The following is a 24,747-nucleotide window of genomic DNA, read 5'->3' as shown; positions in this document are numbered from 1 at the left end:
TCAAACCACCAAAAAGCGCCGCCACCTGGTGTCGGTGGCGGCGCCCCGGATCAGGCGGGGCAGCGACTTGCGGCCGTCTCAGCACGGCTGACGTCGGGACGGGGCGCCACCTGTGCACGGATGGTGAGCCCGATGCCCACCGCGATGACCGCCGCCCCCGCCCATGTAAGCGGGGCATAGGTTTCGCCCAGAAGCAGCGTGCCAGTCGCCAGCCCCACCGCTGCCGCGACATAGCCGATCTGACTGAGCAGCACCGGCCCACCCGCCTTCTGCAGAGCGAAGAATGCCGGAAAGGTCAGCCCTGCCGCCAGCGCCTGGCCCATCACGGCCAGCGGCGCGTCGCGCAGGTGGTGGAGCGGCAGGTCCCCCGTCAGCGCCACCTGAAACCCGGCCAAAGCCAGCAAAGCGAAGACATGGCTCCACACCGCCAGCGCCGCCGGATGCGCCCCCTCGGGCCAGTCGAGGGTGCGATAGACATTGCCGAGCGCCAGGATCACCGGGATGGCAAAGGCCAGAAGCGGCCAGATGACCCCCTCGGCGCCGCCCGTCCCGCTGCGCGTCAACGCCACAACCACGGCCCCGGCCAGCCCGAACCCGATGCCGATCACGCCCAACCGCGGCGGCGTCTTGAGACCGGCCAAGGCCGTCACCCCCAGCGTCGCCACCGGCGACAATGCGAACATCAGCCCGGCATAGCCCGCGCCGACATGGGGGATCAGCAGGAAGACCAGCCCGTTGACGGCGGCGAAGGTCACCAGCCCCGAAACCGCCGTGTAGCGCAGCATCTGCCCCCTCGGCACCACGAACCGCTTCTGCACCACCAGCGCCGGGATCATCAGCCCCACCGCCCCGGCCGAGACCACCATCGCCCACATGAGCGGCGGCATCCCGGCCTCTGCCGCGAGCTTGCCGAGGGGGAAGTTCACCCCCAGCAACGCGCCGGTGTAAAGCAACAGACTTATGGCCCGCCCCGTAGTCGCGGCCTCAGCCATAATGCACCACCTCGAATTCGATCCCGTCGGGCCCGTCGAAATAGAACCGTTCGCCGGGTTCATAATTTGCATGGTTATGCGGCGTATATCCGGCCGCCTTCACCTTTGCCTCGGTGCCGCGCAGGTCGTCGACCACCACGCCCACATGGTTAAGCCCGCCGACCCGCCCATAGGTCACACCGCGCGGTTCCAGCGGCGGTATCGGGGCATAGAGCGCAAGATAGCTGTCCTCGTCGCCGACATGCACCGTAAACCCTCCGTTAAGGGCATCGCCTTGCCAGCGGATGTGCCAGCCGAACAGTTCACACAGCTTGGCGGCGCTCGCCTTGGGGTCGGGGACGGTGATGTTCACATGTTCGATCTGCATGGGGTCCTCCTTCGAATGTTGATTCCGTTGCCAAATCAGATTAATTCTTCAAGTTAACTTTAAGCCAAGACGGAAAATATTCATGCCTGCCAACGCCTTGCGAAATCGCGGCCTGACAATTGGCCAGATCGCCAGCCGGACGGGCCTCGCGCCCTCGGCCATTCGCTACTACGAGGACGAACGGCTCGTGACGCCCGACCGCAACGACAGCGGCCACCGCCGCTATGCCCGGTCCGACATCAGGCGGCTCTCCTTCGTCATGATCTCGCAGGGGCTCGGCTTCACCATCGCGGAAATCCGCGAGGCGCTGGCCGACCTGCCCGAGCACCGCACGCCCAGCAAGGCCGACTGGTCCCGCATCTCGCGCCGGTTCGGAAAGGTGCTCGACGCCCGGATCGAACAGATGCAGGCCCTGCGGTCGCGGCTCGACGGGTGCATCGGCTGCGGGTGCCTGTCGCTGAAGACCTGCTCGCTCTACAACCCGAAAGACAAGGCCCGCACGCGGGGCCAGGGGCCTCGCTACGTCATGGGAGATCGCTCCGACGACATCTGAACACCCGGCCCCTGGCTACCTGCTTGACTTGGCCATACGCCCCGGGCCATCTGGCGCGGCAATTCCAGAGGGCACTGAACAGGAGGAGGCAGGCCATGCAACTGTCGCGCAGGATCACCGGGCTGACGGCCGGCGGCTCGGACGGGTGGGATGTGTATTATCGCGCCAAGGACATGCTGGCCGCGGGCGAGCCCGTGATCCAGCTGACCATCGGCGAACACGACATCGGCACCGATCGCAAGATCATCGACGCCATGCATGCCGCCGCGCTTGAAGGCCATGTCGGCTATTCCATGTTCAACGGCAACCTCAACCTGCGCGAGGCCGTGGCAGCCCGCGTCGCCACGCGCACCGGCGTGCCGACGACACCCGAGAACGTGCTCGTGGTGCCCGGCGGCCAGGCCGGCCTTTTCGCCGCCCATCACGCCGCCTGCGACGAAGGCGACACCGCGCTCTACATCGACCCCTACTATGCCACCTACCCCGGCACGATCCGCGGCGTGGGCGCCAGGGCGCAACCCGTCTTCGCCCGGCCCGACCGGAACTTCCAGCCCGACCCGGCAGAGATTGCCGCCGTTGCCCCGGGCGCGAAAAGCCTGCTCATCAACACGCCCAACAACCCCAGCGGCGTGATCTATACGCGCGAGACAATGGAAGGCATCGCCGGTGCCTGCCAGGATCACGACCTCTGGCTGATCTCCGACGAGGTCTACGAGTCGATGATCTGGCAAGGCGAACACATCAGCCCGCGTACCCTGCCCGGCATGGCCGAGCGCACGCTCGTCGTCGGCTCGATGTCGAAAAGCCACGCCATGACCGGCAGCCGCATCGGCTGGATCGTCGGCCCCGAAGAGGCGATCGAGCATCTCGGCAACCTCTCGACCCACACCACCTATGGCGTGGCCGGCTTCGTTCAGGAGGCCGCGACCTTTGCCCTCGGCATGGGCGAGGCCTTCGAAACCGAGGTATCGGACCCGTTCCGTCGCCGCCGGGATCTGGTGATCGACATGCTCGAAGGCCAGACAGCGGTGCGTGCCATCCCCGCCGACGGCGGCATGTTCGTCATGCTCGACGTTCGTGCCACCGGGCTCTCCGGTGAAGAGTTCGCAGACCGGCTGCTGACCGAGCACCTCGTCGGCGTCATGCCGGGCGAAAGCTTCGGTCAGGCGGCCGCGGGGCACATCCGCGTGGCGCTCACCGTCGACGACGACCGCCTTGCCGGAGCCATCGGCCTGCTGATCGAGCTGGCCACCGAACTGGCCGCTTGATCACCCCCAAACGCTGCCGCATGGTCCGAAAGCGACACAAGTCGCAATTGGGACAGACTGTCGCAGGGAATCATGGTCATCTCCTCCCACTTTCGGGAGGAGCTGGCCGATGTCGCCAAGCTGCAAGATCGCCCTTGTGATCTATACGATCGGCGCCGTGCGCGGGCTCGCCGCACGTGGAAGGCCGGGAAGGTTCTGAACTTCCCCAAGGCCAATTTCACGACAAGGATCAAGATCATGAAAGACAACCCTCCGCGCCGCACCGGTGGACGCGCCGCTCGCCGTGCGAGCCGTGCCGCCCCGCTTGATGACGCCATCCGCCCCGTACGCCCGGGTATGGAATGTGACGCCCTCAAGGTGCTGTCACAGACGGACATCCTGAAGATCCACAACGCCGCCTTGCAGGTGCTGGAAGAGATCGGCCTCGCCGATGCGCCGCAAAGCGGGATCGACCACATGACCCGGGCCGGCGCCATCCACGGCACCGACGGCCGCATGCGGTTCCCCCGTGCGCTGGTCGAGGATACGGTGGCGCATGCCAACCGGCAGATCATGCTCTACAGCCGCGACGGCAAGCGCGACCTCGAGCTTTCCGGCAACCGCGTGCATTACGGCACCGCCGGCGCGGCCGTCAACATGGTCGATGTCGACGGCCGCAATTACCGCGACAGCACCCTGCAGGACCTGCACGATGCCGCCCGCATCACCGACCGGCTCGACAATATCCACTTCCTGCAGCGGCCCATGGTGCCCCGCGACATCACCGACAGCCGCGAGATGGACCTCAACACGCTCTATGCCTGTACCGCGGGCACGACGAAACACGTGGGCGTCTCCTTCTCCGACCCGTCGCACGTGGCCGACGCCTTCGAGATGCTGCACCTCATCGCGGGCGGCGAGGCCGAATGGCGCGCGCGCCCCTTCGTCAGCAACTCCAACTGCTTCGTCGTCCCGCCGATGAAATTCGCGACCGAAGCCTGCCAGACGATGGAACTCTGCATCGAGGGCGGCATGCCCGTGCTGCTGCTGTCGGCCGGCATGGCGGGCGCGACCACCCCTTCGACCATCGCCGGCGCCATCGTGCAGTCGGTCGCCGAGTGCCTGGCCGGGCTGGTCTACGTCAACGCCGTGCGCCCCGGCGCCCCGGCGATCTTCGGCACCTGGCCCTTCGGCCTCGACCTGCGCAGCGGCGCCATGACGGGCGGCTCGGGCGAGCAGGCGCTCCTCTCGGCGGGTTGCGCCCAGATGCACAAGTTCTACGGCCTGCCCGGCGGCGCGGTCGGCGGCATCACCGACGCCAAGCTGCCCGACATGCAGGCCGGCTGGGAATCGATGTGCTCGAATGTCATGGCCGGGCTCTCGGGTCTCAACATGGTCTACGAGGCGGCGGGCATGCATGCCTCCCTCCTGGGTTTCTGCCACGAAAGCCTTATCCTTGGCGACGACCTGATCGGCCACGCCCTGCGCTGTGTCCGCGGGATCGAGGTGGATGACGAAACGCTTGCCGTCGAACAGATCCGCGAGGTCTGCCTTCAAGGCCCCGGCCATTACCTCGGCATGGGCCAGACACTGGCGCGCATGCAGCGCGACTATGTCTACCCCTCCACGGGCGAGCGCATGTCACCGAAGGAATGGGTCGAAAAGGACAAGCCCGACCTGAACCAGAGCGCGATCCGGCGGAAGGAGGCGATCCTGTCGGAGCCCTCGCTGGCGCGCTTCGACCCGCTGACCGACAGGGCCATCCGCGACCGGTTCAAGATCCACCTCGCCGGGTGAGACGGGCGCAAAACGGCGCTTGACCTTCCTCCTGCTGGAACCCGCATAGAAGGCGGCAACGGCGCGCACTCGGCAATCGCCGAGCGCGCGCCGACCTGACTGGCAAGGATGAAACGACACATGACTTCCCGACTTCTCTGGCTTCTCGCGGCGGTTCTGCTCGCCGGCGGCACCTATCTACTCACGCAAAGCGGCCAGCACACCCCGGAAACCGCAAACCCGTCATCCGACGGTGTGACGATGGTCGATGTCACCCTGCCCGCCGAGTTCACAGAGCAACAATCCTTGGGGAAACAGGCCTTCGAGGGCAACTGCGCCACCTGCCACGGCGAGAACGCGGGCGGACTCGTGGGCAACGGCCCGCCGCTCATCCACAAGATCTACGAACCCAGCCACCACGGCGACGGGGCTTTCCTGATGGCCGCCCGGCAGGGCGTGCGGGCGCATCACTGGAAATTCGGTGACATGCCGCCCGTCGAGGGGCTGACCAATTCCGATATCGAGAATATCGTGGCCTACGTGCGCGCCGTGCAGCGCGAGAACGGGATCAATTAGCCGTCATTCCCCCAGCCGCGCCAGCACCGCGCCGGTATCCACGCCTTCCATCGCCCCCGCCACCCGGCCGCGCGGCGCCCCAAGCCGCGTGGCGGCATAGGCCTCGGCCACCGGCGCCGGCGCGTTCCGGATCAGCACCGCCGCCGTCAGCAGCGACGCAAGGCTTTCCACGTACCACCGTGCCTGCCCCTCCTCGGGCAGCTTCGGAAACCGCTCCATATGCGCCTTCAGTCCTGCATCGAACCGGGCATCCTGCCCCGTGGCCCGGCCCAGTTCCGCGGCCAGCACCTCGCCCGCCTCCGGCGCCTTGCGCAGCGTGCGCAGGATATCGAGGCAAATCACGTTGCCCGACCCTTCCCAGATCGAATTGAGCGGCGCCTCGCGATAGAGCAGCGGCATCGGCGTGTCCTCGACATAGCCCATGCCGCCAAGGCACTCCATCGCCTCGTACACCACGTTGGGGCACAGCTTGTTGCCAAGAAACTTGGCCAGCGCCACACCCAGCCGGGCAAACGCCCGGTGCCCCTCACCCGTGCTGTCAAAGCTCCGAGCCACGTGCATCCCCAGCGCCAAGGCGCCCTCCCAGTCGAGCGCCAGATCGGCCAGCACGGCCCGCATCAAAGGCTGGTCGCTCAGCTGTTTCTGAAACGCCGTCCGATGCCTTGCCCAATACCACGCATGATCCAGCGCCGCCCGCATCAAGCCCGCCGGCGCCATCGCCGTATCCAGCCTTGTATGGTGGACCATCTCGATGATCGTGCGCACGCCCGCGCCCTCTTCTCCGACGCGATAGGCCAAAGCCCCCTCGTACTCGATCTCCGACGAAGCGTTCGACCGGTTGCCCAGCTTGTCCTTCAGCCGCTGGATGCGGATGGCATTGCGCCCCTCCTCCAGCCACCGAGGCACGAGAAAACAGGTCAGCCCCCCGTCGGCCTGCGCCAGCGTCAGGAACCCGTCCGACATCGGCGCCGAGCAGAACCACTTGTGCCCGTGCAGCCGATAGGCCTCGCCATCCGGCGTGGCCACCGTCGCATTGGCCCGCACGTCCGAGCCACCCTGCTTTTCGGTCATGGCCATGCCCAGCGTCGCCCCGGGCTTGCGCCCCAGCGGCAGGGCCGAGCCGTCATAGACCCGCGAGGTCAGCTTCGGCACCCATGTGCCGAACAGGCCCTCATCGGCCCGCAACGCCGGCACGGCGGCATAGGTCATCGTCATCGGGCAGCACACGCCAGGCTCGATCTGGCTGGTGAGGTACACCATCGCCGCGTGGGTGGCATGCCCGCCTTTCGCCCCTTCCCAGGCGATGGCGGAATACCCTGCCCCCACGCCTGCCTTCATCAATTGGTGATAAGCGGGATGAAACCGCACCTCGTCCAGCCGCCGCCCGCCCGCATCGAACAGAACCAGTTCCGGCGCCTGCCGGTTGGCCGTACGCCCCGCCGCCTGCATCTCCGCCGTCCCGATCGTCGCGCCATATCTGGCCAGGTGCGCCGCATCCGCACCTGCCGCACCGGCATGAGTCTGCAAGGCCGGATCACTCGCCCAGAGGTCGATATCGCCGCGCGTGGGCGGCTGGTTCGTGACCTCGTGCGTCGACAGGTCGGCTCGGGGGGGCAGATGTGGCATGAAAGACTCTCCTCGCCCCTATTTCTAGCGCGCAAACCCTTGTGAACGAAAGGGGATTCACAAAGCGATTCGCCTGTGTCATGATGCAAGCGACCGCCCGCAAAGAGGCGGCAACAAAAGGCAGAGCAGACACCCTATGTCCACCCGCAAACGGCCCGCCTTCGGCGCGCTAGTCTACTTCATGATCGCTTTCGCCATGTGCGGCTATTTCACCTTCGCCGCCGTGCAGGGCGACTATGGCCTCTTCCGCCGTGCCGAGATCGTGGCCGAGGAAAAGGCCCTGCAGGCACAACTCGACCAGCTCGAGACCCAGGTCGCGCGGATGGAAAACCTCACCAAGCGCCTGTCCGACGACTTCCTCGATCTCGACCTGCTCGACCAGCAGGCCCGCGACGTGCTCGGCATGATCCGCGCCGACGAGATCGTGATCCGCTAAGGGCCGGCCCCTACCCCTCTTCCGCAATCCCCTTGGGCGTCAGGGCATCCCGATTGGTGATCGCCGCCTGCACCTGTTCGGCCCAGAAGGGCGGGCCAAGGATGCCCGGATCCGTGATCAGCTCTTCCAATTCCCAGGACGACAGCCACCTCTGAAGCCATTCCACCAAAGCGGCGCGCCCGCTCTCGTCGATTTGTTTCAGCGCGTAGAGGTCGAACGCCTTCCGATCCCACGCCTTGCCAAGCTCGGAAAAGAACTGAACCTGCGCCGTCTTGCCGACCTCCGGATCGGCAAACAGAGAGTCCAGGGCCCCGGTCACCACCCCCGCCGGCACGCCGCCCGCCGCGATGGCCTGGAACAGGTAGAAAGCTGACAGCCGGTCTTCACCCACGCCCTTGCCCCGCAGCGCCCGCGCCCGAAGCCAGCCCCCATGCAGCAGCATCAGCTCGGCCCATTGGTGATACGCTGCCCGCAGTTTCGCAGGCGGAAACGCCCCCTCCGACACCGCCACCGCCCCGCCAAAGCGCGACAGCTCCACCCCGATACCAAGCGAATCTGTCGCCTCCCCATCGGCCATCAGGTCGAGGTACCGCGGCAACAGCGCCGCCAGGTCATCAAGGGTCGACGGCACGCCATGCGCCGAGTTGCTGTACTCGGCAATCAGCCAGCCCTTCAGGTCGCGACACGGGCTGCCAATGATCTTCTGCCGAACCTCCTCGGTCATGCAGACCGGGCAGTCGCAAACCTCAAGCCCGGGCGACACGCGGTCAGGCGCGGCCGCATAGGCCGCCTCCACGCTGTCCCGCAGCGCCGCGTAATAGGGGGTTTCAACCATATCGGCGCCTCCCTGACCTCTCAGATATCCCCGAAATCACCGCCCCGCCCCTTGCCCGAGGCAAATCGCCCGGCGCCGGCGACACCTGCTGCCGCAACCTCGCCCTTGCTGCCCTGCCACTCGGCCCGCATCGCCTCACGCTCCGACAGCCCCGCCTGCGCCCGGGCCGAACGGCGATCCGCCCGCACGCAGCTCTGCGGATAGCGCGCGATATCCTGCGCCAGCGCCTCGGCCTTCGCCCGCGCGCCGCCCTCGGGCACCACGTATTCGCACAGCCCGATCTGCATGGCCTCCTGCGCATCTACTTTGCGACCGGTCAGGATCAGGTCCATCGCCCGCCCCTCGCCCACAAGGCGGGGCAACCTGACCGTGCCGCCATCGATCAGCGGCACACCCCAGCGGCGGCAATAGACGCCCATGAAAGCGGTCTCCTCCATCACCCGCATATCCGCCCACATCGCAAGTTCCATGCCGCCCGCCACCGCGGGCCCGGCCACCGCCGCGATCACCGGCTTCGACAGGTCCAGCCGGCTCGGCCCCATCGGCGCCATGCCCGGCGGGTCGCCATCACCGAAATCATACGCATCGATGGCGTCCGGTTCCGACAGCGTCGCCGCCCGTTTCAAATCCCATCCGGCGCAGAACGCCCCGCCTTCGCCCCAGAACACGGCCACCGCGGCGCTGTCATCCGCCTCGAACCCGAGAAAGGCGTCGTACAGGTCCCGTGCAGTCTCGGGATCGACCGCGTTGCGCGCCTCGATCCGCGAATTGACGATCGTCCAGACCGCCCCGTTCTTCTCGATCCTCACAGCCATGCGCGCACCTCCGAAGCCCTGCCGCGTCAGCCTACACCGCCCCCGTGGAATTGCCACACAACCCTGCGGCAAATTCGCCCTCGCCACAAAGGGCCTTCTCATGGTATGAATAGTTTAACACTAAACTATATTGTGAGCGGAGGAGAACGCCACCCATGGCTGCCCGGAAAACCACAAAGAAACCAAACGTTTCTGCCGACGAGCTGAAACAATACTACCGTGACATGCTTCTGATCCGGCGATTCGAGGAAAAAGCCGGTCAGCTTTACGGTATGGGGCTCATCGGCGGGTTCTGCCACCTCTATATCGGCCAGGAGGCCGTCGTCGTCGGCCTAGAGGCCGCGGCAGAGGAAGGCGACAAGCGGGTCACCACCTACCGCGACCACGGCCACATGCTGGCCTGCGGGATGAACCCCGATGGCGTCATGGCCGAGCTCACCGGCCGCGATGGGGGCTATTCCAAGGGCAAGGGCGGGTCCATGCACATGTTCTCGACCGACAAGCACTTCTACGGCGGCCACGGCATCGTCGGCGCCAACGTGCCCCTCGGCGCGGGCCTCGCCTTCGCCGACAAGTATCTCGAGAACGGCCGCGTCACCTTCACCTATTTCGGTGACGGCGCCGCCAACCAAGGCCAAGTCTACGAGACCTTCAACATGGCCGCCCTCTGGAAGCTGCCGGTCGTCTTCGTGATCGAGAACAACCAGTACGCCATGGGCACCTCGCAGAAACGCTCGACCTCCACCCCCGAGATCTACACCCGCGGCGAGGCCTTCGGCATCCCCGGCGAGGCGGTCGACGGGATGGACGTTCTGGCGGTCAAGGAAGCCGGCGAAAAGGCAGTCAAGCACTGCCGCTCGGGCGACGGCCCCTACATCCTCGAAATCAAGACCTACCGCTATCGCGGCCACTCCATGTCGGACCCGGCCAAGTACCGCACCCGCGAGGAGGTCCAGAAGATCCGCGAGGAGAAAGACGCCATCGAACACGTGCGCGACCTGCTGCTGGCCGGCGACCACGCCACCGAGGAAGATCTCAAGGCGATCGACAAGGAGATCAAGGGCATCGTGAACGCCTCCGCCGATTTCGCCAAGGACAGCCCCGAGCCCGCGACCGAAGAGCTCTGGACCGACATCGTCGCCGACGTCGCCCCGCAGAACGCGTGAGAAGGAGATAAGAAAGATGGCAACCGAAATTCTCATGCCCGCCCTGTCGCCGACGATGGAAGAAGGCACGCTGGCCAAGTGGCTGGTCAAGGAAGGCGATGAAGTCAGCTCGGGCGATATCCTCGCCGAGATCGAAACCGACAAGGCCACGATGGAATTCGAGGCGGTCGACGAAGGCACGATCGGCAAAATCCTTATCGAGGAAGGCACCGAGGGCGTGAAAGTGAACACGCCGATCGCGGTGCTTCTGGAAGAAGGCGAAGACGCCTCCGACATTGAAAACGCGACCTCCCCGGCCGCCGCGTCCGGCGACGACACGTCCGAAGAAGACGACAAGAAAGACGACAAGTCCGAGGAGAAAGCCCCGGCCAAAGCCGCCGCCCCCGCAACCCCGGAACCTGACGCCAGCCCCGACTGGCCCGAAGGCACCGAGATGAAGACCATGACTGTGCGCGAGGCCATCAACTCGGCCATCGCCGAGGAGATGCGCAACGACGACACCGTCTTCATCATGGGCGAGGAAGTCGCTGAGTACCAGGGCGCCTACAAGATCACCCAAGGCCTGCTCGACGAGTTCGGCGCCAAGCGCGTGGTCGACACGCCCATCACCGAGCACGGCTTCGCCGGCATCGGCGTCGGCGCCTCCTGGGGCGGTCTGCGGCCGATCGTCGAGTTCATGACCTTCAACTTCGCCATGCAGGCGATCGACCAGATCATCAACTCGGCTGCCAAGACGCTCTATATGTCCGGCGGGCAGATGGGCTCTCCCATCGTGTTCCGCGGCCCCAATGGCGCCGCCGCCCGCGTGGCCGCCCAGCACAGCCAGGACTATGCCGCCTGGTACGCCCAGGTGCCCGGCCTGCGGGTGGTCCAGCCCTACTCGGCCTCCGACGCCAAGGGCCTGCTGAAAACCGCCATCCGCGACCCCAACCCGGTGATCTTCCTCGAAAACGAGATCCTCTACGGCAAGAGCTTCGAGGTGCCCGCCATCGACGATTTCACCATCCCCTTCGGCAAGGCCCGCATCGAGCGGTCTGGCGAGGACGTGACCATCGTCAGCTTCGGCATCGGCATGACATACGCGCTCGAAGCCGCCGAGAAGCTGACCGAGGACGGCGTCAAGGCCGAGGTCATCAACCTGCGCACCCTGCGCCCCATCGACTACGACACCGTGATCAAGTCGGTCATGAAGACCAACCGCTGCGTCACGGTCGAGGAAGGCTGGCCCGTCGCCTCCATCGGCAACCACATCTCGGCCACGCTGATGGAACGCGCCTTCGACTATCTCGACGCGCCGGTCATCAACTGCACCGGCAAGGACGTGCCGATGCCCTATGCCGCCAACCTCGAAAAGCTGGCCCTGACCTCGACCGCCGAAGTGCTCGAAGCGGTTCGCCAAGTCACCTACCGGTAAGGAGATCAACGAATGCCTACCGAAATTCTCATGCCCGCCCTGTCTCCGACCATGGAAGAGGGCACGCTGGCCAAGTGGCTGGTCAAGGAAGGTGACACGGTCAATTCCGGCGACCTTCTGGCCGAGATCGAGACCGACAAGGCGACGATGGAGTTCGAAGCCGTCGACGAAGGCACGATCGGCAAGATCCTGATCGAGGAAGGTACCGAAGGGGTGAAAGTGAACACCCCCATCGCCGTGCTTCTGGAAGAAGGCGAAAGCGCCGACGACATCGACAGCGACGCCTCGGCCCCGAAATCGGAACCTGCCGGAGGCGGCAGTGCCGGTGACGAAAAGGCCGAGAAACCCGCCGCCACGCCCGAAGGCGGCGGTGGCGGCGCGCCCGAGGCCAAGCCTGACACCCCTGCCCCGGCCGCCCCGAAAGACGACAAGGGCGAGCGCATCTTCGCCTCCCCCCTCGCCCGCCGGATCGCCGCACAGAAAGGTCTCGACCTCGGCCAGATCAAGGGCTCCGGCCCCCATGGCCGCATCGTCAAGGCCGACGTGGAAGGCGCCAAGCCCGAGGCGGCCCCGACCAAGGCCGAGGAAAAAGCCGCACCCGCCGCAGCAGCCCCTGCCGCCGCACCGGCCGGCCCATCGGCCGACGCCGTCGCCGCCATGTACGAGGGCCGCGAGTACGAAGAGATCAAGCTCGACGGGATGCGCAAGACCATCGCCGCCCGCCTGACCGAGGCCAAGCAGACCATCCCGCATTTCTACCTGCGCCGGGATATCAAGCTTGATGCGCTGCTGAAATTCCGCAGCCAACTCAACAAGCAGCTCGAAGGCCGCGGCGTCAAACTGTCGGTCAACGACTTCATCATCAAGGCCAGCGCCCTCGCGCTTCAGGCCGTGCCGGATGCCAACGCCGTCTGGGCGGGCGACCGGGTGCTGAAGATGAAGGCCTCCGACGTGGCCGTCGCCGTGGCGATCGAAGGCGGGCTCTTCACACCGGTGCTGAAAGATGCCGACATGAAATCGCTCTCGACCCTCTCGGCCGAGATGAAAGACCTCGCCACCCGCGCCCGCGACCGCAAGCTCGCGCCCCAGGAATACCAGGGCGGCAGCTTCGCCATCTCCAACCTCGGCATGTTCGGCATCGACAATTTCGACGCCGTCATCAACCCGCCCCATGGCGGCATCCTTGCCGTGGGTTCGGGCGTGAAGAAGCCGGTCGTAGGCGACGATGGCGAACTCACCGTGGCCACCGTCATGTCGGTCACCCTCTCGGTCGATCACCGGGTCATCGACGGGGCGCTCGGCGCACAGCTTCTGGAGCAGATCGTCCAGAACCTCGAGAACCCGATGGTGATGCTGGCCTGACCCGGGCCACCCCTTCCAGACACCCAAGGCCCCCGGCATCCCCGGGGGCCTTTTCACATCTTGATCTGGCTCAATTCGCCCCGGTCCATCTGGCGCTATCCCGAAACCAACCGGCAACAGGAGACACCCGATGGACTGGAAAGCCACCCTCGACCATACCAACTCCCTTCTCACCCCCTTCCGCGCCGAGCAAAGCGACGCCGCCAAGGGCTTTCGCGACCTGCACAACGCAGCCCTGGCCCCCGGCGCGCTCGGCACGAAGGAGAAGGAACTGATCGCCCTCGCCATCGGCATTTCCAAGCAGTGCAACGACTGCATCGGCTTCCACGTCAAGGCCGCCATCCGCGCCGGCGCCACGCGCGACGAGATCGCCGAAACCATCAATGTCTGCGTGATGATGAACGGCGGGCCGGGCTTCATGTACGGCGTGAAGGCGATGGAAGCCTACGATCAGCTCTGCTGACGAAATCGTGACCGCGAACTGATGCGTCGGCGCCACCCCGGGCGCACAATCCATCGCGTTCTATCGACTTCCCGGGCCGCTGAGACTAGCTTGCACGAAAGTCCCAACGACGATCGGATTCCGAGTATATGCTATCGACTGTCAGACGGTTCGCCGCCGTTCCGCTCATCCTACTTGCCGCCGGCTGCGTGGAGGCCCCCAACGATGTGCGCGCGCCCGTCACGTCGGCCAGCTTCTCCGAGGATGTGACGACCAACGCCCTCGCCCCCGGCAGCGCCGCAACGAACGGCACGATCCGGGAAGTCGAAACCGCCTACGGCACCCGTCAGGTCCGCACTGTCCCGCCGCCCAAGCTGTTCGACCAGGCGTTCCGCGATGCCTCGGCGCAGAAACACGCCGCCGACATCGAAAAGCTTCGCCAGGCGTTCATGAATCTCGGCCCAGGCGTCGACCCCGAGGAAGCGGCCCGCGCCGCCCGCGTCGTCTACACCTATGTCGACCAGCTCGTCGTCGAGTACCAGATCGAAGACAGCAGCCCGCTGGCGCACAACACCAAGGTCAATTTCGGCCAGAAGCCCCGCGGCCTCTGCTGGCACTGGGCGCATGACCTCGACATCCGCCTTCAGATGGAGCGGTTCAAGACGCTCGAGATCCACCGCGCCATCGCCAATTACAACAACATCCGGCTGGAGCACAGTTCGACCATCCTCGGCCGTCGCGGCGACTCGATGTATGACAGCATCGTGCTCGACCCCTGGCGCAACGCCGGCGATCTGTACTGGGACATCGTCCGCGAGGACACCCGCTACAACTGGACCCCGCGCCAGGAGGTCTTCGCCTACAAGCGCGCGCGCAAGCAACGCGAAGCCAAGAAAGCAGAGCTCGACTCGGTGAACTGAGCCGCGTCAGACCGTCGGACACAGGAAAGCCCCGGACATCATCCGGGGCTTTTTCATTTCAGCCAGGGCCAGCACGAGGTCCCGGATCAAGCCCGGGACGCGAGGCTCCTTCAGCGCACGCCCAGCAGCTGGTCCATGTTGACCGACGGCTGATCGCAGCCCGCCTCGCCCACGATCTTCGCGGGCACACCGGCCACCGTCTTGCAAGGCGGCACCTCCTGCAACACCACCGACCCTGCGGCGATACGGCTGCAATGCCCGACCTTGATATTGCCCAGGACCTTGGCGCCGGCCCCGATCAGAACACCATCGCCGATCTTGGGGTGACGGTCCTGCTCTTCCTTGCCGGTCCCGCCCAGCGTGACCGAATGCAGCATCGAGACGTTGTCGCCCACCACCGCCGTCTCGCCGATGACGATCGAATGAGCATGGTCGATCATGATGCCCTTGCCGATCTTCGCCGCCGGGTGAATATCCACCCCGAAGGTTTCCGACGCGCGCATCTGGAAGAACCGCGCCATGTCGCGGCGGCCCTTCGTCCACAGCCAATGCGCGATGCGATACGCCTGGATCGCCTGGAAGCCCTTGAAGAACAGCATCGGCAGCAGGAACCGGTCGCAGGCCGGGTCTCGGTCATAGACCGCCACGATATCGGCCCGCGCCGCCATGCCCAGGCTGTCGTCGTCGCTATAGGCCATGTCACAGATTTCCCGCAGGATCTGCTCCGACATCTCGTTCGAGGTCAGCTTCATCGACACCCTGTAGGCCAGGGCCGATTCCAGCGTCTTGTGGTGCAGAATGGATGAATGCACGACCCCGCCCAGAAGCGGTTCATGCTCGACGGATTCTTCGGCCTCGGTCTTGATCCGGGCCCAGACCGGGTCGAGCTCGGCCAGTTTGGTACGGGTTTCAGCCATGTCATTGCTCCTCATGGGCATGCCGGACTATACCATTTAGGCACGGCGCGTAAAATGCAAAGGCGTGATGGGAGCTTTCACAAGAATGAATGAAGAAAGCCTTCAGGAATTCCGCGACCTGATCGCCGCGCGCATGGCCGAGCTCGACGCCGAGGATCACATGGGCGAGGCCGGTCAGGCGACGGTGGAACTTGACCAACAGGCTGTCGGCCGCCTCAGCCGGATGGACGCCCTCCAGAACCAGGCCATGGCCAAGGCCACCAGCGCCCGCCGCAAGACCGAACGCGCCCGGCTCCAGGCGGCCCTGTCCCGCATGGACGACGGTGAGTTCGGCTATTGCGAGGATTGCGGCGACGCCATCGCCCCTGGCCGCCTCCGCCTCGACCCGGCCGCCTCCCGCTGCGTTGACTGCGCGAGCGGCTGACCCGTAGCAACTGTCTTTCTTATCCCGTCCCTGGCCGGTGCTCCCTTTGATCCCGCAGCATTGCGTTGAGGACGGTGATCAGCTTGCGGGCGCAGGCGACGATGGCGAGTTTCACGGGCTTGCCGACTTCCTGCAGCTTGCGCCGGAAGGCCCTTAGCGCCGGGTCATACCGGCTGGCGATGAACCCCGCGAGGCAGAGCGTGCGCCGCACCTCCGCGCGGCCGCCCCAGATCCGCCGCTTCCCCCGGAACCGGCCGCTGTCGCAGGCATGCGGCGCCAGACCGGCGAGGCTGGCGATCGCCCGGCGGTCGAGACGGCCCAGCTCGGGCAGCCGGGCCAGCAGGCTTGCCGCCAGCAGCGGCCCCACCCCCGGCATCGTCCGCAAGAGGCGCGACCGGTCCGACAGCGCCTCATCCGCCCCGATCACCGCGGCGATCTCGGCCTCGAGCTTGCCGATCCGGCGGCGCAGCAGCGCGATCATGCTGCCGATATCGCGGCGGACAGAGGCATCGCGGGCCTGACGCAGGCGCGCCATCTCGGCCCGCAGCATCGCGCCGAGATCGTCCCGGCGGCCCATCAGGCCGGCCAGCCGCGCCCGCCCGGGATCGGCCGGCGGCGTCGGGCGCAAAGCCAGCGCCCGACCCATCTCCGCCAGCACCCGGGCATCGACCCGGTCGGTCTTGGCCAGCCGGCCCGTGGCGCGGGCGAACTCCCGCGCCTGCCGCGGGTTGACCCGGGCGTAGGTGACATCCGCCGCGCCGAGCGCCTCGGCCAGCGGGTGCTCGTACCCGCCCGAGGCCTCGAACACCACCAGCGCCCCCCGGGCCCGGGCGGCGAAAGCCCGAAGCTCGGCGGTCGCCATCGGCACCCGCTCCGCCCGGCGGGCGGACAGAAAGAAGACGTCGATCCAGTCCTTGGCGATATCGACGCCGATGACATCTTGTGGCAAAGTCATGGGGCCTGTCCTTGATCTGCGGGATCGGCTGGTTGCACAGCCCTCCCTGGCAACTGTTCAGGTTTGACAACGGTCGGCAGACGAGCCCCGGGCTACGTGACGGTCTCAAGGACCAAGGGTGGGACGGGGTCTCGCCTGCCGATACACAATATCGCACAGATCAAAGAGACAAGGGTGGGTGCCAACCCACCAAACCCCGTTCACCGTCGCGAAGGTGGGTTCGCACCCACCCTACGCCACCAGCCCCAGCGCCGCGAACCGCCCCGCACCTACCAGCGCCGACACCTGCGCCACCCGGACCTCGAACGCCCCCGCCAGCCCGTCCGCGCCCTGTGCCGCCGCCGTGTAGGTCCAGACCGGTGCGCTCACCATCTCCTCGCGCAGCACAGCCTCGCTCTGCACGACCCGCACGACATACCGCTCTGCCTCCTCGCCCAGCGGAACCTCGGGCGTCTCCCACCGGTCCCCGCCGATCCGCGTCCGCCGAATCCAGCCGAATGCCATATCCGAACCAGGCGCCCCGTTCACCGACAAATGCACCGGGCTCAACGGCCGCAGCCCCGCCCCCTCGAACGCCAGCACCGTGTGCACGTAAGACGGATCATCCACCGGCCGGCTCGCCGGGCCCACCCGGTAATGCCGCTCCTGCCCGATCTGGCCTTCCGTCAATCCGATCTGCTTCGGCGTCCCATCCAGCCGCACGATATAAGACCCCGCAGGCCAGATCGCCTCCACCTCCGTCCCCAACTGCCCCCGCAGCCGGAACCCGATCTCGTAGGTGTCCACATCCACCAGCGCCGCATCGCGGAACTGGAACAGCTCCCACCCGTCCGGGCTGCCATCTCCAATGGCGCAGAGGTTCGCACCCGACAAAAACCGGTCGGCGCCGACACTCTGCAACCCGCCATGCCGCATCCGCACCCTTAGCGCCGCCCCCCGGTCGAACACACCGCTCGGTGCCGGCGCCAAAGCATTTTCCGTAACCCCGATCGGCGTCCGCGCCTCCAGTATCTGGTCGAGGCTGAAATCCTCGCCCCCTTCCGCCACGTAGACCGCCGCCGACCCGGGCCAGGGCCGCGCCGTCACCGCCACATGCGGCGCCTGTGGCACCTCCTCGCCGGTCATCAGCGGCAGGTCGAGGAAGAAGGGCGTCACCGGCGCCGGCGCGTCGAACCCACGCAGCGGGCCCAGCTCAGGCTCCACCAGCACCGGCCGGTAGCTTGCCGGCTCGATCCGGATCGCCTCGAGCTTCTGCGCATGGGCCAGCATCTCAACCCGGTCGACCCGGAAATGCCCCTGCCCGCCCTCTTCCGGCAGCGCGATCACATCCCCCGCACCAACCGCCAGCCGCGACCGCGGCAACGTCAGCCGCACCGTATCGGTCGCCACCCGCGACTCCGACAACCAGCGCTCCACCGTCTGCCGCCCCTCGGCCCGTGTCATCGCCAGCGGAATCTCCGACGTCGAGACGCTTGCATCATCCACGCCCAACACCGCCTCTTCCGAGATCACGTCGTAATCCGCCCCCGCCTCGATGAACCGCAGCCTGACGCGGCCCGCCAGTTCCACGTCGCTGCCGCGCACCTCCTCGATCGCACCGTCGCGCTCGTCATCGCGCACAACGCGGTCGACATCGACCACGTGATCCGCCAGCCCGTCCCGCGGACGGAACACCAACGCGCCCCCGCGCTCCACCGCGTCGAAGCCGTACCGGATCGCCAGCGGCTGCAACGCCGCCCGCGGCTCGGCCACCTGCTCCACCAGGTAACCGCGCACATGCCCGTGCAGCCCGCCCGTATCGCAGGCGTCCAGCCCCGCCCGGCCGCAGACTTCCTCCACCACCGAGGCCAGCCGCCACGCCGTCATCCGGCCGGTGATCCAGTGCCCGCGCAGGTAATTCTCCCCCTCGGACCACCGTTCGGAATCGTTGGGGAAAAACGGATAGGGCCGCGCATCCCACGACCAGGCATAGGCGTGCTCCATATCCACCATCGGCCCGCCATATTCCTCCGACACCGGGTTGTGCGCCGGATCGCCCCAATACCCCGCCATCGCCCGAAGGTACTGGAACTGGATCAGCTCGTCCTGCTGGCCATTCGAATAATGCGGCACCGCACTTTCCGACGACTTCGGATCGAGGAACTTGTTGGGCTGGTTCGTCCCCTTGTCAATCGCCGCGCACCCATATTCATCCACCCAGGCGCAATCGAACTGCGGCCCCCGCAAACTTTCCGGCTCACTGGCCGAAAAAACCTGCGCCGTGGCCCCGTTCGGCCAGACCAGCCGCCGCCGCGTCGCCTGCCACTCGGGCCGCCGGTCGGGCGGCGAACACGCCAGGATCCCGCTCTCCCCGAACACCATCACGTCGCGCGCCTGGTCCACCGTCTCGGCCACCAAAGCCACCGTCCGGCACCGCCCCTTGTCGAGCGGCTTGGCCCCCTCGACCTGCGCCCGCACCCATTCCGCCCCGGCGCGTGTCTTGCCCGCGCCGCGCCCGCCCATGGCCACCCAGGCCCGCCAGTCGCCCTCGGGCGGCATCTGGTGCGCCATCGCCCAGAACTCGAACAGGTAAGGCAGCGCCAGGATCTCCCCGTCGCTCAGGCTGTCGAGAAACTCGGCCTGAACCTCAGCCCCTTCCGAGACGAGCCAGGCGGCCCCGGATAGACTCTCTTGCTTCCGAGAAATCGAGGGCGTAATCGCGCACGATTCCCTTTTCCTCTGATGTGTATTTTGCAAATTGCACCTCCGCTTCCAGCGCAAGTTTGAACCAATGGCGAATATCGGCGGTGACCCGGGCGGCATCCTTGATACCCTCCAGCTCACCCTTCCTGATCCGCCCGTGAATGGCCTCCATCTCGGCCCGCATCTCCGCCAGCTGGCGTTCGATCAGGCCGACAGATGCCGCCAGGCCCGAAGGCCCGTCGTCCCGTGTTATGAGAATCATGTGTCACCGCTCGTGAGGCGCGCCCATCCGGGGCGGGCGACGCTCACCGCCTGTGACCGGCAGCTTCTGTTCCGGTCACCCCAACCCACCGGCACGCAAGCACAACCTATACGTGCAACTTGACCAAAAGTCAATCTGTTGCGCCCGAGCCTTGCCAGCTAAGCGCCCGTAATGATTACGTTTTGTTAAACATGCCAAGGGCCGGCGCGCCCGCGCCCCGGCCTACTGGTTCTGCTGCTGCGCCTCGATCTCGCGCCAGCGGGCCACGTTCCGGTTGTGCTCGTCCAGCGTCTCGGCAAAGGCATGCCCGCCCGAGCCATCGGCCACGAAGAACACGTAATCCGTCTCGGCGGGCTGCACGGCAGCCATCAGGCTGGCCTCGCCCGGGTTGGCAATCGGCGTGGGCGGCAAACCGGCAATCACGTAAGTGTTGTAAGGCGTTGCCTGCCGAAGTTCACTCTGCCGCAGACCCCGCCCCAGCGTGCCCTCGCCATTGGTGATCCCGTAGATCACCGTCGGGTCGGTCTGAAGCCGCATGCCCCGCCGCAGCCGGTTCACGAACACGCTGGCCACCTGCCCGCGCTCGTCCGGCAGGCCTGTCTCCTTCTCGATGATCGAGGCCAGAATCAGCACGTCGGCCGGGCTTTCCAGCGGCAGGTCCTCGTCCCGCGCCTCCCAGGCCGCGGCCAGCCGCGTCTTCTGGATCTCCTTCATCCGGTCCAGCAGCGCCACGCGCCCGTCGCCGCGCTCCACCTCGTAGCTGGTGGGCGCAAGGCTGCCTTCCGGGGGCACGCCGTCGACCTCGCCTTCCATCACGTCCACCGCGTTCAGCGCAGTGACGATCTGCCAGCTGGTCACGCCCTCGGCAATGTTGATCCGGAACCGCGTGTCGGCCTGCGCCACCACGTCGGTATACTCCGCCGGCGCGGCCTCCTCGCCCAGCAGGTCGAACTCCGCGACCTCCTCGTAGGTCTCCGTATCCGGGTCCAGCTCGCGCACCTGCGCCTGAACCTGCGTCACCCCGATCCGATAGACGACCTCCGTCCCACAGGTGCTGGCCCCGCCGCGGGTGACGAGATCGGTCACTTCCGCCATGGTGGCGCCCTCGGGAATAAGCCAGCTTCCGGCTTTCAGCTGGCTGTCCTTGCCGGTGTAATCCGCACCGATCCGGAAGATCGTGCTGCTGCTCACCGCGCCCCGCGCCTCGAGGTCCTCCGACACGCGCCGCATGTTGCTGCCCCGTTCCACCCGCAGGCAGATCGAGCCCTCAAGCGGCCCGGTCGCGTTATATTCGTTCTGTCCCCAAAGGATCACCCCGGCGACCAGGAACACCACGACCACCAGGAACGTCAGGAAATTCGACGCAATGTTCCGCCACATCAGCGCGGCGCCCCCATGACGACCGACGCGTTGGTGCCGCCAAAGCCGAAGCTGTTCGACATCACCACGCTGATACTCCGTTCGACTTTCGCGTTCGGCGCAAGATCAAGCGGCGTCTCCACCGCCGGGTTGTCGAGGTTGATCGTCGGCGGCGCCACCTGGTCGCGAATGGCCAGGATCGAGAAGATCGCCTCGATCGCCCCCGCGGCCCCCAGAAGGTGCCCGGTCGACGACTTGGTCGAGCTCATCGTCGCCTTGCTCGCCGCATTGCCCAGGATCCGCTCCACCGCCTTCAGCTCGATCGTGTCGGCCATGGTCGAGGTACCGTGCGCGTTGATGTAATCCACCTCAGAGGCGTCGAGCCCCCCGTTGCGCAGCGCCGCCTGCATGGCCCGGAACCCGCCATCGCCATCCTCGCTCGGCGCGGTGATGTGATAGGCATCGCCCGACAGGCCATAGCCAAGGATTTCCGCGTAAATCTTCGCGCCCCGCGCCACGGCGTGCTCGTACTCCTCCAGCACCACCACGCCCGCGCCCTCGCCCATGACGAACCCGTCGCGGTCCACGTCATAGGGGCGGCTTGCCGCCTGCGGGTTGTCCTCGCGCTTGGTCGACAGCGCCTTGCAGGCGTTGAACCCGGCAATCCCGATCTCGCAGATGGCCGATTCCGCGCCTCCGGCCACCATCACCTCGGCATCGCCATGCTGAATCAGCCTTGCCGCATCCCCGATCGCGTGCGCGCCGGTCGAACAGGCCGTCACAACCGCGTGGTTCGGCCCCTTGAACCCGTACCGAATGCCCACCTGCCCGCTGACCAGGTTGATCAGCGCGCCCGGAATGAAGAAGGGCGACACCCGCTTGGGGCCCTTCTCATGCATCAGAAGCGTCGTCTGCTCGATCGAGCGCAAGCCGCCGATGCCAGACCCGATCATCACGCCGGTGCGCAGCAGGCTTTCCTCGTCCTCGGGCGTCCAGCCGGCATCCTTCACCGCCTGGTCGGCCGCGGCCATCCCGTAAAGGATGAAATCATCGACCTTCCGCTGCTCCTTCGGCTCCATGTAGGTGTCGGGGTTGAACGTCCCGTCACTGCCATCGCCATAGGGCACTTCGCAGGCATACTTGGTGATCACCCGGCTGGCATCGAATTTCTGGATCGGCCCCGCCCCGGACTTTCCCTCCAGAAGGCGCTTCCAGGTTTCCTCGACCCCATCCGCCAGAGGCGTAACCAGTCCCAGACCTGTGACGACGACACGACGCATAATATGCCCTTTCTCAACTCTGTTCGCTGCTCATACCGTGCCTTGCCCCCAAGGGGCAAGCCCAACGAAAAAGGGGCGCCCGCATCGGCGCCCCCGCTCGTTCACATCCTGCGGAGATTACTGGAATTCCGCAATCGGCTCGCCCTCGGCGGCGGCGATTTCCAGCGCTTCCTTCAGGTCGATGTCCTTCGAAAGCAGCGCCCGGCCAATGAGCGTCCCTTCGATATTGGGGATGTATTTGAGCCGCGCCACGTCATCGGCGGTGCGCACGGTGCCCCGGGCGATCACGTTATGCCGCGTCTGCTTGGCCAGCCCGGAAATCACGCCAAGGCTGCCATCGGTATCCTCGATATCGGCGTCGATATCGGTCACGATGATCCCCGCCAGCGGCGCTTCCTCGAAGGCGGCCACATAGGTCTCGGGCACGAAGGCGCTGCGCGTGCGCCAGCCTTCGGTCATCACCGAGCCGTCGAAGATATCGACCGCCAGAACGATCTGGTCGGGATAGTATTTCGCCAGCTCCTTCACCGCATCGGGGTCATGCGCCGCCATCGTGCCGATCACGACCCGGCCCGCGCCCTTGTCGATCCAGCGCATCACGCCGTCGCGCGACCGGAACCCGCCGCCCAGCTGCACCGGAATGCCCGCCGCGCGGATGATCTGTTCCAGCAGCTCGTTGTTGTCGCCGTCGCCGGCCAGCGCGTTGATATCGGTGACATGCAGCCACGACGCCCCGTCGGCGGCGAATTTCTTGACCGTCTCGATCGGGTCGACATGCCAGATGACCGGCTCCTCCAGCCGTCCGCGCGTCAGCGACACGACCTTGCCGTTATAAAGTTCGAGGGTGGGATAGATAATCATGTAAATAGCCCTTTTGATTCGGCTTGTCCCCGCCCAGCACAGCGGTCGGCGGGGAAAATGAAGTCTATGCGATTTCGGGTATATCTCCAAATCGGCATGATGAGCGCCGTAAACGGCCTCACAGCCTCAAATAGAACGCCACCCGCCCCCGTCCAGCCTTTCCCGGCCACAACCTGCGCATGCAAAAAGCCCCCGCCTTTTCAAGCGGGGGCCTGCAATCCTGCGGTCGTTCTCGCGTGGCTTACTGGGCTTCGCTGATGAACTTGACCGCGTCGCCGAAGGTCTGGATGGTTTCGGCGGCGTCATCGGGAATTTCGATGCCGAATTCTTCTTCAAAGGCCATGACCAATTCGACCGTGTCGAGGCTGTCTGCGCCCAGATCGTCGATGAACGAAGCGTTCTCCGTCACCTTGTCCTCTTCCACGCCAAGGTGCTCGACAACGATCTTCTTCACGCGGTCTGCGATATCGCTCATGTTTTTGTTCCTCATTCTGTCTCGGGCGCTCTGGCCCGTTTTCCGCCCCTGCCCGCACCGGGAAGCGGCCTTCGGTTATGCCCCTCTGGGCGGTTCATTCGGCCCGTTCACTGCGGGCGTCGGCGGGCAAGACATTCACCCGCCCCCGGTTCGAAACTGCGCCGCCTATAGCACATGGCGCGCGATTGGCAAATGTTTTCCCAACCTGTGGTTTACCGGCGCATTTACAAGGCGTCACGCCCTAAATCATGGCCATGCCGCCATTCACATGCAAGGTCGCGCCAGTGACATATCCGGCCTCCGGACTGGCCAGGTAAAGCACCGCCGCGGCGATTTCCTCGGGCGTGCCCATGCGCGCGGCGGGAATTTGCGTATTGATCGCGTCTTTCTGCGCATCCGACAGCTTTTCGGTCATCGCGGTGGCGATGAAACCGGGTGCCACGGCATTCGCGGTGATGCCCCGGCTCGCCACCTCGTGGGCGATCGACTTGGTCATCCCCACCATCCCGGCCTTCGAGGCGGCATAGTTCACCTGCCCCGCATTGCCGGTGGTGCCCACGACCGAGCTGATATTGATGATCCGGCCCCAGCGCGCCTTCATCATCGGCCGCACCACGGCCCGGCACAGCCGCATCGTCGCGGTCAGGTTCACGTCCAGAACCGTCTGCCAGTCCTCGTCCGACATCCGCATGAACAGCTGGTCGCGCGTCACGCCCGCGTTGTTCACAAGGATATCGAGGCCGCCCATCGCCTCGATCGCCTGCTTGGGCAGCGAATCGACGGCCTCCGGATCGCCCAGGTTGCAGGGCAGCACATGCGCCCGCTCGCCCAGCTCCTTGGCCAGCGCCTCCAGCGGCTCGACCCGCGTGCCGCTCAGGCCCACCGTCGCGCCCGCCGCGTGCAGCGCCTTGGCAATCGCGCCGCCGATGCCGCCCGAGGCACCCGTGACCAGCGCATATTTTCCCGTCAGATCAAACATCTAGGTCTCCCTGTTCATCCTGTCTC

General features: G+C 66.2%; 25 protein-coding genes. 11 read left to right on the top strand and 14 right to left on the bottom strand.

What is annotated here, in order from left to right; genetic code table 11:
* Nucleotides 1-50 precede the first annotated feature (50 nt).
* Both RIdsm_RS11425 and RIdsm_RS11420 read right to left on the bottom strand, forming a co-directional pair.
* Nucleotides 51-992, bottom strand: a complete 942-nt coding sequence (locus RIdsm_RS11425) for a DMT family transporter (RefSeq protein ID WP_074939791.1) — start codon at nt 990-992, stop codon at nt 51-53.
* On the bottom strand, nt 985-1,359 hold the full coding sequence (locus tag RIdsm_RS11420; RefSeq protein WP_057816488.1) for a VOC family protein: 375 nt from the start codon (nt 1,357-1,359) through the stop codon (nt 985-987). Before RIdsm_RS11420 ends, RIdsm_RS11425 begins: the two co-directional genes overlap by 8 nt.
* Before the next feature lie 82 nt (nt 1,360-1,441).
* Here RIdsm_RS11420 and soxR point away from each other — a divergent pair, with 82 nt between their 5' ends.
* The 4 genes from soxR to RIdsm_RS11400 all read left to right on the top strand — a co-directional run bounded on the left by soxR (nt 1,442) and on the right by RIdsm_RS11400 (nt 5,511).
* Nucleotides 1,442-1,912 (top strand): redox-sensitive transcriptional activator SoxR, encoded by a 471-nt coding sequence (soxR, locus tag RIdsm_RS11415; protein ID WP_057816487.1) that lies wholly within the window; start codon nt 1,442-1,444, stop codon nt 1,910-1,912.
* 95 nt (nt 1,913-2,007) lie between these two features.
* A complete protein-coding gene (locus tag RIdsm_RS11410) occupies nt 2,008-3,180 on the top strand; it encodes a pyridoxal phosphate-dependent aminotransferase (protein WP_057816486.1) in 1,173 nt (390 codons plus the stop codon).
* Nucleotides 3,181-3,417: 237 nt separating this feature from the next.
* The gene (locus RIdsm_RS11405; RefSeq protein WP_057816727.1) at nt 3,418-4,956 is read left to right on the top strand and encodes a trimethylamine methyltransferase family protein; all 1,539 of its coding nucleotides are present in this window, start codon (nt 3,418-3,420) and stop codon (nt 4,954-4,956) included.
* Between the two features lie 120 nt (nt 4,957-5,076).
* Entirely contained in the window at nt 5,077-5,511 is a 435-nt protein-coding gene (locus RIdsm_RS11400; protein ID WP_057816485.1) for a c-type cytochrome, read from the top strand.
* Between the two features lie 3 nt (nt 5,512-5,514).
* Here the strand turns inward: RIdsm_RS11400 and RIdsm_RS11395 are convergent, their stop codons facing one another.
* Nucleotides 5,515-7,137 carry an acyl-CoA dehydrogenase family protein gene (locus tag RIdsm_RS11395; protein ID WP_057816484.1) on the bottom strand — a complete coding sequence of 541 codons (1,623 nt, stop codon included), beginning with the start codon at nt 7,135-7,137 and terminating at the stop codon, nt 5,515-5,517.
* 136 nt (nt 7,138-7,273) lie between these two features.
* Between RIdsm_RS11395 and RIdsm_RS11390 the strand changes: the two genes are divergently transcribed.
* Nucleotides 7,274-7,573, top strand: a complete 300-nt coding sequence (locus RIdsm_RS11390) for an FtsB family cell division protein (RefSeq protein ID WP_057816483.1) — start codon at nt 7,274-7,276, stop codon at nt 7,571-7,573.
* Nucleotides 7,574-7,583: 10 nt separating this feature from the next.
* On the opposite strand, the gene RIdsm_RS11385 is transcribed toward RIdsm_RS11390, so the two are convergent.
* Together RIdsm_RS11385 and RIdsm_RS11380 are read right to left on the bottom strand one after the other, a co-directional pair.
* Entirely contained in the window at nt 7,584-8,408 is an 825-nt protein-coding gene (locus tag RIdsm_RS11385) for a hypothetical protein (RefSeq protein ID WP_057816482.1), read from the bottom strand.
* Between the two features lie 20 nt (nt 8,409-8,428).
* Nucleotides 8,429-9,223, bottom strand: a complete 795-nt coding sequence (locus RIdsm_RS11380; RefSeq protein WP_057816481.1) for a crotonase/enoyl-CoA hydratase family protein — start codon at nt 9,221-9,223, stop codon at nt 8,429-8,431.
* Nucleotides 9,224-9,378: 155 nt separating this feature from the next.
* Between RIdsm_RS11380 and pdhA the strand changes: the two genes are divergently transcribed.
* From pdhA to RIdsm_RS11355, 5 genes are all read left to right on the top strand, one after another.
* On the top strand, nt 9,379-10,389 hold the full coding sequence (pdhA, locus tag RIdsm_RS11375; protein ID WP_057816480.1) for a pyruvate dehydrogenase (acetyl-transferring) E1 component subunit alpha: 1,011 nt from the start codon (nt 9,379-9,381) through the stop codon (nt 10,387-10,389).
* Between the two features lie 16 nt (nt 10,390-10,405).
* Nucleotides 10,406-11,803: a pyruvate dehydrogenase complex E1 component subunit beta gene (locus tag RIdsm_RS11370; RefSeq protein ID WP_057816479.1), complete on the top strand. Its 1,398-nt coding sequence runs from the start codon at nt 10,406-10,408 to the stop codon at nt 11,801-11,803.
* A 12-nt stretch (nt 11,804-11,815) separates the two neighbouring features.
* Nucleotides 11,816-13,165 (top strand): pyruvate dehydrogenase complex dihydrolipoamide acetyltransferase, encoded by a 1,350-nt coding sequence (locus RIdsm_RS11365; RefSeq protein WP_057816478.1) that lies wholly within the window; start codon nt 11,816-11,818, stop codon nt 13,163-13,165.
* 130 nt (nt 13,166-13,295) lie between these two features.
* Entirely contained in the window at nt 13,296-13,628 is a 333-nt protein-coding gene (locus tag RIdsm_RS11360) for a carboxymuconolactone decarboxylase family protein (protein ID WP_057816477.1), read from the top strand.
* Between the two features lie 128 nt (nt 13,629-13,756).
* A complete protein-coding gene (locus RIdsm_RS11355) occupies nt 13,757-14,527 on the top strand; it encodes a hypothetical protein (protein ID WP_057816476.1) in 771 nt (256 codons plus the stop codon).
* Nucleotides 14,528-14,637: 110 nt separating this feature from the next.
* Here RIdsm_RS11355 and cysE read toward each other — a convergent pair whose 3' ends face one another.
* On the bottom strand, nt 14,638-15,444 hold the full coding sequence (gene cysE / locus RIdsm_RS11350; RefSeq protein WP_057816475.1) for a serine O-acetyltransferase: 807 nt from the start codon (nt 15,442-15,444) through the stop codon (nt 14,638-14,640).
* 85 nt (nt 15,445-15,529) lie between these two features.
* Between cysE and RIdsm_RS11345 the strand changes: the two genes are divergently transcribed.
* Nucleotides 15,530-15,868: a TraR/DksA family transcriptional regulator gene (locus RIdsm_RS11345; protein WP_057816474.1), complete on the top strand. Its 339-nt coding sequence runs from the start codon at nt 15,530-15,532 to the stop codon at nt 15,866-15,868.
* Between the two features lie 19 nt (nt 15,869-15,887).
* Here the strand turns inward: RIdsm_RS11345 and RIdsm_RS11340 are convergent, their stop codons facing one another.
* The 8 genes from RIdsm_RS11340 to fabG form a co-directional block, all read right to left on the bottom strand.
* Nucleotides 15,888-16,817, bottom strand: a complete 930-nt coding sequence (locus RIdsm_RS11340; protein ID WP_151175236.1) for an IS110 family RNA-guided transposase — start codon at nt 16,815-16,817, stop codon at nt 15,888-15,890.
* 237 nt (nt 16,818-17,054) lie between these two features.
* A complete protein-coding gene (locus RIdsm_RS11335; RefSeq protein ID WP_057819284.1) occupies nt 17,055-19,373 on the bottom strand; it encodes a baseplate megatron protein TIM-barrel domain-containing protein in 2,319 nt (772 codons plus the stop codon).
* 76 nt (nt 19,374-19,449) lie between these two features.
* Complete coding sequence (locus RIdsm_RS11330; protein WP_057819287.1) at nt 19,450-19,767, bottom strand: hypothetical protein; 318 nt, start codon at nt 19,765-19,767, stop codon at nt 19,450-19,452.
* A 222-nt stretch (nt 19,768-19,989) separates the two neighbouring features.
* Nucleotides 19,990-21,147, bottom strand: coding sequence for an endolytic transglycosylase MltG (gene mltG / locus RIdsm_RS11325; RefSeq protein ID WP_057819289.1), 1,158 nt, complete (start codon nt 21,145-21,147; stop codon nt 19,990-19,992).
* On the bottom strand, nt 21,147-22,406 hold the full coding sequence (gene fabF / locus RIdsm_RS11320) for a beta-ketoacyl-ACP synthase II (RefSeq protein WP_057819290.1): 1,260 nt from the start codon (nt 22,404-22,406) through the stop codon (nt 21,147-21,149). Before fabF ends, mltG begins: the two co-directional genes overlap by 1 nt.
* A gap of 117 nt (nt 22,407-22,523) precedes the next feature.
* Nucleotides 22,524-23,267: a 1-(5-phosphoribosyl)-5-[(5-phosphoribosylamino)methylideneamino]imidazole-4-carboxamide isomerase gene (locus RIdsm_RS11315; protein ID WP_057819292.1), complete on the bottom strand. Its 744-nt coding sequence runs from the start codon at nt 23,265-23,267 to the stop codon at nt 22,524-22,526.
* A 241-nt stretch (nt 23,268-23,508) separates the two neighbouring features.
* The gene (locus RIdsm_RS11310; protein WP_057819526.1) at nt 23,509-23,742 is read right to left on the bottom strand and encodes an acyl carrier protein; all 234 of its coding nucleotides are present in this window, start codon (nt 23,740-23,742) and stop codon (nt 23,509-23,511) included.
* Nucleotides 23,743-23,983: 241 nt separating this feature from the next.
* The gene (gene fabG, locus RIdsm_RS11305) at nt 23,984-24,721 is read right to left on the bottom strand and encodes a 3-oxoacyl-[acyl-carrier-protein] reductase (RefSeq protein ID WP_057819294.1); all 738 of its coding nucleotides are present in this window, start codon (nt 24,719-24,721) and stop codon (nt 23,984-23,986) included.
* Nucleotides 24,722-24,747: the final 26 nt, after the last annotated feature.

This window comes from Roseovarius indicus (assembly GCF_008728195.1).
Classification (GTDB): Bacteria; Pseudomonadota; Alphaproteobacteria; order Rhodobacterales; family Rhodobacteraceae; genus Roseovarius; species Roseovarius indicus.
Note: the sequence above shows the minus strand (reverse complement) of the source record. Positions and strands in the feature narration are given on the sequence as shown.